Here is a 12,165-nt window from a genome sequence, read left to right on the forward strand (position 1 = left end):
ATTTAGCGATAAAATTTAGCGGTGATTTCGCAGAATTTTATCGTGGCGTAAACGAGGCATTGCTATGTGAAAGTAGCGGATTTATCCAAGTGCGGCGTTGTATAAACAAGGCGCCTCTGCGCCTAAATAGAGCGGGGAGGGATCGCGGTTTTAAATTTATGCTACGTAGGCTACGATAAATCCGGCGGAATTTTATTTGCACTAAGCGCTCAGTTTGGGCGGATAGGAGCAATTTGAAATTTGCGCAATCAAATCGCGCGATAAAATGGGCTCGGATGTCGCTATGATTTGAGATGAGCCGCGTTAGTATTTTGTGGTGCATAAATTCTAATTGTTAGCTTAGTGGTAGCCCTTCACATCGCATCTTACGCTGCAGTGGAATCGCGTTTTATTAGAATTGAAATGATCGCAGAAATGCCAAACGCCACAGACGCCTTTTTGTAGAATTTATCTCGTGGGATTTCATTTGCGCGCGTCGGGATAAAATTTTAAACTGCAAGCCGCACTGTATCATTTTGGGGCAGAATTTTAAATTTTATGCGTTTAGAATTTTAAAATTCTGCTACGCAAATCTACGCGATGAAATTTCAAGCTTAAAAATCCGCGCCGTTTTTGGAATTTTATATATGCTCTGACGGCTATAAAATTTTACACTTAGAATTTTATCACTGCGGCAAGATTTGGTTGGACCGGGGTCTCGCATCGCCGTAGGATTTTTGGCGGCACGGAATTTTGCAGCGCGCATCTAAATTTAGTTATGCAAAATTCGTAAAATTCTTTATCGGCATGGAATTTTACAGCGCCGTTAAAGCGCATAAAGAATTCTGCGCAGACCTCGCAAACTCTAACGAAAGCTCCTTTCTTTTAGGGCACGCGAGCTTTAAGGCATGCTAGTCAATTTTGCAGCGCAAAGCAGTGAGCGCTGAGTGTTTACCGCTAGGGATTTTGCGCCTGCGGCGCCCATTTAGTCCTTTTTGGACTTTAGCTTGGTGATCGTTTCTTTTGCGGCCTCGTAAGCCTTAGCGCTCATTTCGCGCGCTCTTTCGCTTACGTTTTTAGCGACGTCGGAGCTTTTTAGCTCGGCAAATTTTTGGCTCATTTTCTTTTCAAATTCGCTAAGCTCTTTTTTGATTGCGTCCAGTTTCTCGTCCAGATCGAGGTTTTCGATGATTTTGGCGCTTTTTTGACTTAGCTCTTGAGTGATTTCGCGCGCCTTGGCGCTCGCCTTTTTCGCGCGCTCGCCAAGCTCGATCTCACCGATTTTGGCGCTTAGCTGCTCGGCAAGATCGTTTGAAATTTTTCTAAATTTAGCCAGGTAGCCTCCAAATTCTTCATCGGCGATCTTGGCGATCTCGCTTTTAGCGGGCTCCTCCGAGCTTGCGACCGCGTCGCTTAGCACGGCGCTAAATAGCTCGCTCATCTGCGAAATTTGAAGCCTTTCGTTCTCTAGGCTCTGTGCGTCGCTTGCCGGCGAGAAACTTAGCTCGTCGCGGTATCTTTCGGCGGCTTTGTTTATGCCGTCGTAGCAGCCTAAAATCGCGCCTCTAATCAGCGCAGAGGCTGTATTTTTGCTCTCGTTTGCGACGAAAATCGCGCGATTTATGATGATTTTTGAAATTTCTTTTGTGCGGAATTTCGTAAATTCTCCGTCGCCGATAGCCGAAAATGCGATGTTTTTCGCCGTCTCGTGCGCGGTATCCTCGATGTCGGTGCCGCTTTCTAGCACGCTTATAAAGGCCAGTTCGCTTGCTTCTTTAAGTACGTCCGCAAGCGGAAGTTTGCTCGCGATCGCTCGCTGTAACGCCGAGCCTATGCGCTCTTTTAGCTCTGTTTCGCTTGCGTTTTGCAGCGCGGTATCCAGATCATCGTAGCTGCGCAAAATAAGGGTTTTAATCGCCTTTTGTTTACAAGCGATCTTTTTGCGCAGATCGTCGTAGTCGTAGATGAGCTTGTAAAGAGCCTGCTCGTCCTCGTCACACAGCGCCTTTTTCACCCCTTCGATTAGCGCTTCGGAGGAGGCGTCCTTTAGCGCTCCTATTTCGTTAAGCTCGGCGGCAAAGCTTAAGATGAGTTCGGCGCTTTTTGCGCTTTTAGCATCTTCGCTAAGTCCGCGTAGAGCCTTCAAGCTCTGTTCAAAAGCTAAATTTTGCACGCAGGCCGCCAGCTCGGCTTGTGAAATTTGCGCGAGATCGGCGCCGAATTTTTTGATTATTGCTTCTTTCATTTCATCTCCTGTCACAATACATATTTAAAGTGGGCTTTTAAGCGCTCGAAAATTTCGTTTCGATGCAAGTCGTCTTTAACGAAAACGCTTACGTTGAAGCTCATATATTTGCCGCCGTTTGAAAAGCGCGAAAAGTCTATTTTGTAATTTTCGCCCTTTAAAATTTCATCGATCTGCTCGCGCTTTTGGGTAGTCGCGTCTAGGACTACTTTATATTCCCAAAAGAGCGGATAGTCGATTTTTGGCTTTTCAGCCCCTAATATACACGCCACTCTTGCCCCCCTCTTTGCGTTGCAGCACGACATCGGTGATCTGCATCGATTTATCGATCGCTTTTAGCATATCGTAAATCGTCAGCAGCCCCACGCTCACGCCCGTTAGCGCCTCCATCTCGACGCCCGTTTTGCCCGTGATTTTTACAGTTACGAAAAGCTTAAACGCGCACTCGCTCGCAAGCTCCTCAATATCGGTTTTAATCGAAGTAATCGTAAGCGGATGGGTCATGGGTATGAGTTCGCTCGTCTTTTTAGCGCCCATTATCGCGGCAACGACGGCGGTTTGAAGCACGGGGCCTTTTTTAGCCGTGTTTTGCTTGACGGCGGCAAACGCCTCCGCGCTCATTCGTATGATGCCGCTAGCGGTGGCTACGCGCTCGCTATCATCCTTAGCGCCGACATCTACCATGCGCGGCATATTATTTTCGTCGATATGTGAAAGCATAAAATTTCCTTGCAGTTTTTGGCGGGATTATAGCAGAATTTCGGGCATAAAAAAAGCCCGAGCTTTTAAACTCGGGCTTCATACAAAAAGGAGGTTTTATCTTGTCGGACAAGGACGATTATACTACCTAAACAGTAAATAGAAATAAAATATATCCTTTTTAAACCAACTCTTTCGCGCTTAATTTATAGCCGTTTTTAAAATTTTGATGAAATTTGACGATATGTTCTGACGCGCTGCGCGGGAATTTGAATGGGCGGTAAAACAAAACGGAGTCAAAGAGCGACTAAATTTAAAGCCGACGTTAAAGAGCAAAGATAAAATTTAAAGCAGTTTGTGGTTATTTTGGCTCAATATGGACGATCAAAAGAGCGGAGCAGGGCGCTCTGCCGAGGCAGTATAAATAAGACGCCGCAAAAAAACGAGCTTAAATTTAGAGCAAGACGGCGTTTAAATTTAAGCTCGTTTTGCTTAAACTCAAGGGCTCGCGCGCAATGCAGCGCAAATTTAAACCTTCCACGCGAGCGCCGTAGTACGCAGGCACGGATTAAAATAGCGCGCCGTAAATTTAAACATCGCCGCGCAAAATCCAGCCTGCGTTTTAAATTTAGCCTCGTTTAAATTTTAAACGTTTTTAGCAGGCTGCCTAAATTTAGCCCCTTATCTTCGCCGTTTGCGTCGCCTCCTAAAAGATCACCCAAAAAGCTACTTGCGTCGTTGATATCGATTTTACCGTCGCCATTTACGTCAAGCTTGGCACTTGCGATTTTACCGATCAGCGCGCTAAAATCCACGCCTTTGCTATCGACAGCGTTTGCTTGCACGTCCTCGCCGCCGCCCAAAAGTCCGCCCAGCATCGAGCCTAGCGAGCTAGATCCGCCGCTTTCGTTTTTGCTTAAAAAATTTGAGCTGATGCCCGCAATTATCGCATTTATCTGATCGTCGGGCAGGTCCACGCCTAGAAATTTTTCGATAAAAGCGACCGGACCGCTTTGAAATTCTCTTAAATTTTTATCGTCGCTTTTGAGCGCCGAGACCATATTTACAAGTCCGTTTATGTCCATTTACGCCTCCTTGATCTTGGCTTTCGGAGCCTGTTTTACGATAAGCTCTATTACTTTTAGGGCGTCCGCCTTGGCCTCAAAATCCTTGCTAACGGCGATGATCTGTCCGTTACTAGCCGTTAGGCGGAAGCGAACCTTGTCTGCTTTATCGGTGTAGAGCTCAAATTTCGGATTGTTTAGCTTCTCGCCGCCTGCGATTTGATCCTCGATCTTATTTAGCGCGGCGTTTTTTGCGACGCTTTCGATGCCGTTTTTGCAAGCGGCCTTGCTCGTGTAAACCTCGGAGGTGCACAGTACGTGCCCGTCATAAAGTAGATCGAATTTGCAGCCGTCCTTGGCGTCTTTGATTAAAAACTCAGCCATTTTTCATCCTTTCGTAAAAGATATCGTTATTTTAGCTAAAATTTTAATAAATATTTTTAATAGGCGCGGAATTTTCTGCTAAAATTGCGCACAAATTTCATTTACAAAGGATCATAATGATAAAGGCTCTACGTTTTAGCTTGATTTTCGCCGCTACTTTAGGATTTAGCGCGGATGAGAGCGATGCATTGTTTAAGGACATAAGGACGCGTCTAGGTTGCAATCTAGCCGCACAGGACTGCGAGACTAACGCGGGCGGGCAGAAGGCGCTTTTTAGCGTGGCGCGCCATCCGATCGAAGCGGGAGCAAACGAGCTAAAAATAAGCGGAATTTCGCGTGAGCTGAAAAATCCGAGCGTTAAAATTTCGGGCGTGAGTATGAATATGGGCAATGCGGAATTCCCGCTAAAGCGCAGCGCAGACGGCTATGAAGCGACGCTTGATGTTGCAGTGTGTACGCACGCCGTAATGCGCTACAAACTTGAAATTTACGAGGATGGCGAGCCCAGCGGGCTTTTTGTGTATTTTGATCTACGAAAGCGCGCTACAGATCGAGACCGAGGCGAAGACATCCACTTGCATCACCACGAGCATTAGACGCGCCCCGTTTGCGCGCGGGGTAAAATTTGCGCTTTTTCAGACACGACGCTTTAGAGGAACTTTCACGTTGATTGTAGAAAATTTTACAAATTTTATAAGGCGCCGCTCGCGATAAATTTTATGTATCTTTCGAGCGACACGCGTCGCGAGCAGATACAGATGCCTGCGTAAATACGCGGCTAGCCGTGGCTACCTGACGCGTTTATGGGCATTTTGCAAGCACACCATTGACTTATAGGCGCGCGGCTATTTGTCGCGCATTCGCCGCATATGTTTCGTAACCACTACCGAGGCGCGTCAAATTTAGCCCCTCATCGCCTCTAAATTTTAAAATTTTTAAAATTCGCTTGCGTTTCATACGCCCAAGCTACGCGGAATTTTAAAATTCCTTGTATAATCTGAAGCAAATTTTAAATCTAAGGAAAGCCATGCAAATATTAAGACAAAAGCACTTTAGCGGCGAGCGCGCGCTGTTTTGCGCAAAGGATCTGCGGATCGAAAATTCCGTCTTCGGCGAGGGCGAGTCGCCGCTAAAACACAGCGCAAATATTGTCGCGCAAAACTGTAAATTTGAGTGGAAATATCCGTTTTGGTATGCCGAAAATATCCGCGCGCAGGACTGCTTCTTCGACGAGGTCGCGCGCGCAGGGATCTGGTATAGCCGCGGCGTGGTGCTAAAAGACTGCCTCTACGGCGCGCCCAAGGGGCTTCGCCGCGTAAAAGACGCCGCGCTTCAAAACGTAGAATTCCACGACGCGCAGGAGACCTTGTGGCACTGCAGCGACGTCACGCTAAAAAACGTCACCGCAAAGGGCGCGTATTTCGGGCTTGATTGCGAAAACTTAAGCATCGAAAATCTATCACTCTTCGGGGATTACTGCTTCGACGGCTGCAGAAACGTAACGATCAAAAACTCCAAGCTCCTATCCAAGGACGCGTTTTGGAACTGCGAAAATATCGTGGTCGAGGACTGCTTCATCGCGGGCGAATACTTTGGGTGGAATTCTAAAAACGTAACGCTGCGAAACTGCAAGATCGAGAGCCTGCAGGGCTTTTGCTATATGCCAAATTTACTCTTGCAAGACTGCGAGCTGATAAATACGACGCTAGCGTTTGAATACAGCGACGTGCATGCCGAGGTAAAAGGCGCGATCGATAGCGTCAAAAATCCGAGCAGCGGGCTGATCCGCGCGGCAAGCATCGGCGAGCTGATCCTAGACGGCGCAACGGACGCGTCTAAAACTGAAATTATTACTGAATTAAGGGCGTAAGATGGGACTTTTTGATTTTATAAGTGGCAAGGAGAAATACGATTTCGACACCCTGCCGAATCGCCGCGGCACGAAGTCGCTTAAATGGGACGTAGGCGAGAATGAGCTTCCGATGTGGGTCGCGGATATGGACTTTGCCGTAGCGCCCGAGATCATCGAGGCTCTGCAAAAGCGGCTAAATGAGCGGGTTTTGGGCTATTCGATTATCGATGATGAGTGGCGCAGCGCGTATCAAGGCTGGTGGCTTTCGCGCCACGATTATGAAATCCAAAAGGAGTGGCTGATCTATGCCGGCGGCACGCTACCTGCGATTGATTCGATCATCCGCAAGCTCACCTCGCCCGCCGAAAACGTGCTGCTGATGAGCCCGGTTTACAACTGCTTTTACTACTGCATCAAAAACGCCGCCCGTGTGCCGTTGCAAAACGAGCTTGCCTATGCTAGCGGCGATTATAGCATCGATTGGGAGGATTTGGAGGCTAAGCTTGCCGATCCGCAGACGACGCTTTTTATCCTTTGTAACCCTCACAATCCGGTCGGCCGCACCTTTAACAGGGACGATCTCGCCCGTATCGGCGAACTGTGCGAGAAGCACGGCGTGACGGTGCTTAGCGATGAGGTGCATTGCGATCTGACTGAGCCGGGCGTGCGTTACACGCCATTTGCTGCGGCGAGCAAGAACTGCGAGAAAATTTCAGCCTCCATAATCGCTCCTACGAAGGCGTTTAACATCGCGGGGCTGCAAAGCGCGGCGGTCTTTGCCGCAGATAAGCGCTTGCGTCATAAAATTTCAAAGGCGCTAAATTCCGACGACATCGCCGAGCCGAATTTTTTCGCAGTGCAGGGCGCGATCGCCGCATTTACGAAGGGTGCGCCGTGGCTGGACGCGCTGCGCGAATATCTCAGCGAAAATCGCAAATTCGCGGCGGAATTTATTGCGCGTGAGCTTCCGCAGGTGCATGTCGTGCCGCAAGACGCGACTTATCTGATGTGGCTCGACGCGGGCGCTTACACGCAGGATAGCGCGGAGCTTGCGCGCTTCATCCGCGAAAAAACGGGGCTGTATCTCTCCTGCGGCGCGCAATACGGCAAGGGCGGCGAGAAATTTTTGCGCCTAAATATCGCGACATCTAGAGCGCTGTTAAAAGACGGGCTAGGACGGTTGAAAGAGGCGCTAAAGATTTGCCCGCATTAAACGAACTACGGCGCGGCAAGGACGAAATTTAAAATTTTATAGCGGCCAAATTTAAAGCGGCGGAGCAAATTTTAAAATTTATCGCAGCAGGGCGCGAGCTTTGCGCTAAATTTAGCGGCGATCAGGCGGCGGCGCGCGAGCGTTTAAATTTGGCGCGCGGCAAATAAACCGGCGCTTAAATGCGCTACAAAAGGCGGATTATGGATAGAAACGGCGATCTACAGGAGCTTTACCTACTTGAAAAACGGCGCGAAAAGCTCGCGCGCATTAGCAAGCTTATCTCATTTTTGATAACCCTGCTGCTAGTCGGGCTTTACGTGCTTTTAAATACGAGGGCGGAGCCCGTCTCGTTTGATACGAATTGGCTTATAGTAGCGCTTTTCATCATCTTTCCAGTTTTAAACGGACTGCTCTACCGCCTATTTTGCGGCTTAAACTTTGGCAAAAACGGCGGCACGCAGCGCGCAAATTTCGATAAATTTAGCGGCTCCGATACGGCGCGAAATACGGACGTATTAGGGCAGGGTGCGGCGCAAGATGGGCAAATTTTTAGCGCCGATGCGAAAGAGGTGCAGGTATTAAAAGCTGAAGCGAGCGAGGGCGGCAGCTACGAAAGCAGTGATAGCCGCGAGAGCGCTATTTACGAGAGGTTTGAACCCAAAGTCGCCGAAGATGGGGGCGGAAGTGAAAAAGAGGGCGCAGCCGGATCAAAATTTAACTTTCTAGCCGATCTGCAGAGCCTGGAGGATGAGCGCGCGGCGCTGCAAAAATCGGTGAAAAAGGCCGGTCTAATCGCCGCCGTCGTAGGGACCAGTGTGGGCGCACTGGTGGCGCGCTTTTGGGGCGATATAATAGCCGGCGTATTTTTCGGCATCGCCGTTTACGGCGCCGCGGGCTCTTTTTTGACGGCGAGCAAAAGACAGAATTTCAGATCAAATTTTAAAAACAGGGTCGTCGCGAGCATCGCAAAAAGCTTCGGGCTTAGCTACGATGAAAGCGGCGGGCTAGGGACGGATGAGTTTTTTGAAATTTACGACTGCTACATCAACGAACAATTGAGCGAGGATATGATGAGCGGGGAGGTGCAGGGCGTGCGCGTGAGATTTAGCGACTTTTACGCCGCCGAAAAGGTGCGCACCAAAAACGGCACTCGCACCGACGTAAAATTTCAAGGAGTGCTTTTCGTCGCAGACTTTCACAAAAGGCTTAACTGCGAGGTGCGGGTGTGCCACAAAAACTCGCGAAATCTGCGCAGATACGGGCAGCGAGCGAATATGGACGATGTGAAATTTGAGGAGTTTTTTGACGTCTATACGACCGATCAGGTAGGTGCGAGATACGCCCTGACGCCGCTTTTGATGCAGCGACTGACGGAGGTCTATCTAAGGCTGGGCTCGCAGATAAACGCGGTGCTAAGGGAGGATAAAATTTACGTGGCGATCGAGACCTGGCGCGATAATTTCGAGCCTAGAATCGACTGCTCGCTAAAGCAGGACTCCACGATAGAGCTTTACGTAGATGAGATCGGCGCGCTCGTTGATATCGTGAGCGAGCTAAATTTGAACCGTAAAATTTGGAGCGAATGAGGCAGGCGGCGGCGCTGTGGAGTATGGCGGAGGCGGCGGGCTGCATACGGCTCTGGCGACACACAGATATGCAGACAAAACGCACGCGATCGTAGGCTTAGCGACAGCGGCACGGATGCGTTGTACAGCCGGGTGTGGAAACGGATGCGCTGCGCGGATCGTGCGTTTGGGCGGATGTACGATCGCTTCTTCACGCGAGCCGACTGAAAGATGGAACGCACGCGGAAGGCGTTCGTATAAGACTTCGCAAGCTGCATGATTCGATAAAATTTTATAAATTCCCGATCCGTTTAGCGAGCGAGCACTTGTGATTTATCATCGCTCGTGCGGCATAAATTTTACCGCACGAGCAGTTTGCATTAGAATTCTACTATCGCTTGAAATTTTACGCCGCCGCGCGCGACTTAAATTTTGCCGCGACGACCCGCGCTAGGCTGCATTCCATCTCGGCTAAAATTTACTCGGCGGCTAAATTTGTCGTGCGGAAGCAAAACTTTGCCGCTAGATCGATAAATTTTGCTAGCTTATAAAAGCACTCGCCGCCTATGGGCGTTTATGGACGCCGTTTCGGTAAAGCTACGGCGCCAGCGTCGCTGCGAGCTTGCGGGGCTTAGTAAGATCGCCCCGCTAAACTAGACGGCGAATCTAAATTTATAGCTTCCCGCCCTCGATTACGACGTCGTCAGCCTTGATGTCGTCGCCGTATACCGGCGCTAGCGTCGCGTCGTAGTCGGCGTGGAAAAATTTCTCGTCTGCGAGCTTTACGATTAGATCGTCAAGCCATTTGCGAAGCTCGTCGTTGCCCTTTTTGACCGCGGGCGCGATGACGTCCTGATCGCCGAGCGAGCGGATGCCTACCTTAAAGCCCGGGTTTGACTTCGTCCATGCAAACAAAAGCGTATTATCATGTGCGATCGCATCGCCTCTGCCGTCCAGCATCGCACCGAAAGTCTCGGTATTTTGGTCAAATTTTAAAAGCTTGATCTCGGGATGGTTTTTCGTAAAATACAGATCCGCGGTCGTGCCTTTGTTGATTAAAAGCGTTTTGTCCTTAAGCTGCGAAACGTCGGTGATATCGCCATTCGGGCTCGCGACGCCGAGAGCTACCTTCATATACGGTAGCGCGAAATCCACGACCTCTTTGCGCTCTGGTGTGACGGTGAAATTTGCAAGCGTGATATCGACCTTATCGGACGTCAAAAATTCCGCGCGATTGGCGGCCTCTACGAGCACGAACTGCACCTTGCTCTCATCGCCCAAAAGCTCCTTTGCGATACGTTTTGCAAAATACACGTCATATCCCGCGTTTTTGCCCGTCTCGTCAATGTAGCCAAACGGCGGCTTATCGCCGAAAACAGCGATCCTTACTACGCCGCGCTTTTTAACTCCGTCTATATAGCTTTGCGGCGCGGCGGAACCTTGTGCGGAATTTGAGGAGCCTTTGCCCTCGTCGTTGCAACCTGCGAAAAATAACGCAACTAAGATAAAAAGCGTGCTTAGCGTTTTTTTCATCTTTTCTCCTTTATTAAAATTTATTTTTTAAATTCGAACATATTTAGAAATTTCTTCGCGCGCTCGCTCTTCGGAGCGGTGAAGAACGCCTCCGGTTCGCTAATCTCCACGATGCTTCCCTCATCCATAAAAACTATGCGATCGGCTACGGCGCGCGCAAAGCCCATCTCGTGCGTTACGATTAGCATCGTCTGCCCCTCTTTGGCGAGATTTAGCATTACGTCGAGCACCTCGCGCACGATCTCGGGATCAAGCGCCGCGGTAACCTCGTCAAAAAGCATGATCTTGGGCTTCATCACAAGGCTTCGTACGATCGCGATGCGCTGCTTCTGCCCGCCGCTAAGCTCTTTGGGATAGGAATTCTCCTTATCCGCAAGACCTACGATCTTTAGCCATTCGCGAGCTAAAGCTATCGCGTCTTCTTTCGGGACGTTTTGTACCTTCATCGGGCCCAGGATTATGTTATGCAGAACGCTTAGATGATCGAAAAGCTCGTAGCTTTGAAAGACCATGCCGATCTTTTGCCTGATCCTGCGCCAGTCTGTAAAATTTTGATCGATCCGCTCGCCCTCGATTATAAAATTTCCGCTTTGTACCGGCTCTAAGCCGTTGATCGTGCGAAGTAGGGTGCTTTTACCGCAGCCGCTAGGACCTAGGATCACAACGACTTCGCCCTGCGCGACGCTAAGGCTGACGTCCTTTAGCGCGTGCAGCTCGCCGTAAAATTTATTGACTTTATCGATTTTTAAAATTTCCATCAGCTCCACCTGTTTTCTAGTTTTTTCGAAAGCGCCGAGATCGGATAGCAGATCAAAAAATATACGAAAAATATCGCTCCGTAGATGATTAGCGGCGCGTAATTGTCGCGGAAGACATTCACTTCGATGATCTGCTGTCCGACCTTGACGAGCTCTATGACGCCGATTAGTACGGCGATCGAGGTTGTTTTTATCATCCTGCTGAATAAATTTATCGTTGCGGGCACTAGGCGCCTCATAGCAAGCGGCAGGATGACGTAGAGATAAATTTGAAATCTGCTAAATGCGAGCGCTTCGGCGCTTTCGAACTGATGCTTAGGGATGCTAAGCACGGCGCCGCGCACTAGATCCATCATCTCAAAAACGCCCCAGATGCTAAAGACGATGATTGAAGCCGCGATATTTGAGATGTGGATGCCAAATGCCTTGCTCGCGCCGAAATATACGATAAATAGCCAAACGATAGGCGGCATGATGCGCACGATCTCTAGGCAAATTTTAAGCGGGATGTATAAGGCTCTGCGCCCCGAGGCCATTAAAATTCCAAGTACCAAGCCTAGCATGAGTGAAACCGCGATCGAGATAAGCGCGATTTGCAGCGTGACCCCGAGCCCGCCAAGAAGCCTGATTAAATTTTCGCCGCCGAATAGTCCCATCGCTAGCCTCTCATATACGCAAGGCGCTTTTCAAGCAGCGTAAGCGCTAGCGAAAGCGGCAGGATTATGATCAGATACGAAACGCTTAACATAAACAGCGCCTCGTTCGTCTTGTAATATAGCCCGATCACGTCCTTTGCGGCATAAACGAGATCGGCGAGCGCTACGATGCTAACGATCGAAGTTTCTTTGAGTAGAAATATGATGTTTGCGCTGA

General features: G+C 49.3%; 13 protein-coding genes and 1 pseudogene. 4 read left to right on the forward strand and 10 right to left on the reverse strand.

All coding sequences use genetic code 11. The features are described from left to right. Positions 1-964: 964 nt before the first annotated feature. From Q0257_RS12860 to Q0257_RS12880, 5 genes are all read right to left on the reverse strand, one after another. Positions 965-2,224 (reverse strand): hypothetical protein, encoded by a 1,260-nt coding sequence (locus Q0257_RS12860; protein ID WP_298025415.1) that lies wholly within the window; start codon positions 2,222-2,224, stop codon positions 965-967. Positions 2,225-2,235: 11 nt separating this feature from the next. Continuing rightward, the gene (locus Q0257_RS12865; protein WP_297943912.1) at positions 2,236-2,496 is read right to left on the reverse strand and encodes a DUF493 domain-containing protein; all 261 of its coding nucleotides are present in this window, start codon (positions 2,494-2,496) and stop codon (positions 2,236-2,238) included. Further along, positions 2,474-2,944: a cyclic pyranopterin monophosphate synthase MoaC gene (moaC, locus tag Q0257_RS12870; protein WP_297951054.1), complete on the reverse strand. Its 471-nt coding sequence runs from the start codon at positions 2,942-2,944 to the stop codon at positions 2,474-2,476. The genes Q0257_RS12865 and moaC overlap by 23 nt, the downstream gene beginning before the upstream one ends. Positions 2,945-3,561: 617 nt before the next feature. Continuing rightward, entirely contained in the window at positions 3,562-4,008 is a 447-nt protein-coding gene (locus tag Q0257_RS12875) for a hypothetical protein (protein ID WP_298025417.1), read from the reverse strand. Next, on the reverse strand, positions 4,009-4,371 hold the full coding sequence (locus tag Q0257_RS12880) for a DUF1508 domain-containing protein (RefSeq protein ID WP_297921438.1): 363 nt from the start codon (positions 4,369-4,371) through the stop codon (positions 4,009-4,011). Between the two features lie 116 nt (positions 4,372-4,487). Between Q0257_RS12880 and Q0257_RS12885 the strand changes: the two genes are divergently transcribed. Continuing rightward, positions 4,488-4,967 (forward strand): hypothetical protein, encoded by a 480-nt coding sequence (locus tag Q0257_RS12885; protein WP_297942224.1) that lies wholly within the window; start codon positions 4,488-4,490, stop codon positions 4,965-4,967. Positions 4,968-5,202: 235 nt separating this feature from the next. On the opposite strand, the gene Q0257_RS12890 is transcribed toward Q0257_RS12885, so the two are convergent. Further along, entirely contained in the window at positions 5,203-5,328 is a 126-nt protein-coding gene (locus Q0257_RS12890; protein WP_298025419.1) for a hypothetical protein, read from the reverse strand. 70 nt (positions 5,329-5,398) lie between these two features. On the opposite strand from Q0257_RS12890, the gene Q0257_RS12895 reads away from it, so the two are divergent. The 3 genes from Q0257_RS12895 (at position 5,399) to Q0257_RS12905 (ending at position 9,022) form a co-directional block, all read left to right on the forward strand. Then, positions 5,399-6,241 carry a DUF3737 family protein gene (locus Q0257_RS12895; protein WP_298025421.1) on the forward strand — a complete coding sequence of 281 codons (843 nt, stop codon included), beginning with the start codon at positions 5,399-5,401 and terminating at the stop codon, positions 6,239-6,241. Between the two features lies 1 nt (position 6,242). After that, positions 6,243-7,436, forward strand: coding sequence for a MalY/PatB family protein (locus Q0257_RS12900; RefSeq protein WP_298025423.1), 1,194 nt, complete (start codon positions 6,243-6,245; stop codon positions 7,434-7,436). A gap of 200 nt (positions 7,437-7,636) precedes the next feature. Continuing rightward, positions 7,637-9,022 (forward strand): DUF3137 domain-containing protein, encoded by a 1,386-nt coding sequence (locus tag Q0257_RS12905; RefSeq protein WP_298025425.1) that lies wholly within the window; start codon positions 7,637-7,639, stop codon positions 9,020-9,022. 651 nt (positions 9,023-9,673) lie between these two features. Here the strand turns inward: Q0257_RS12905 and Q0257_RS12910 are convergent. The 4 genes and pseudogenes from Q0257_RS12910 to Q0257_RS12925 form a co-directional block, all read right to left on the reverse strand. Continuing rightward, positions 9,674-10,534, reverse strand: a complete 861-nt coding sequence (locus Q0257_RS12910; RefSeq protein WP_298025427.1) for a cysteine ABC transporter substrate-binding protein — start codon at positions 10,532-10,534, stop codon at positions 9,674-9,676. Between the two features lie 20 nt (positions 10,535-10,554). Continuing rightward, positions 10,555-11,292, reverse strand: a complete 738-nt coding sequence (locus Q0257_RS12915) for an amino acid ABC transporter ATP-binding protein (protein WP_298025429.1) — start codon at positions 11,290-11,292, stop codon at positions 10,555-10,557. Next, the gene (locus Q0257_RS12920; RefSeq protein ID WP_298025431.1) at positions 11,292-11,948 is read right to left on the reverse strand and encodes an amino acid ABC transporter permease; all 657 of its coding nucleotides are present in this window, start codon (positions 11,946-11,948) and stop codon (positions 11,292-11,294) included. Before Q0257_RS12920 ends, Q0257_RS12915 begins: the two co-directional genes overlap by 1 nt. 2 nt (positions 11,949-11,950) lie before the next feature. Then, positions 11,951-12,165: pseudogene (locus Q0257_RS12925) on the reverse strand (amino acid ABC transporter permease); the annotation flags it as partial.

Origin of the sequence: uncultured Campylobacter sp. (assembly GCF_938018035.1) — a bacterium.
Classification (GTDB): domain Bacteria; phylum Campylobacterota; class Campylobacteria; order Campylobacterales; family Campylobacteraceae; genus Campylobacter_B.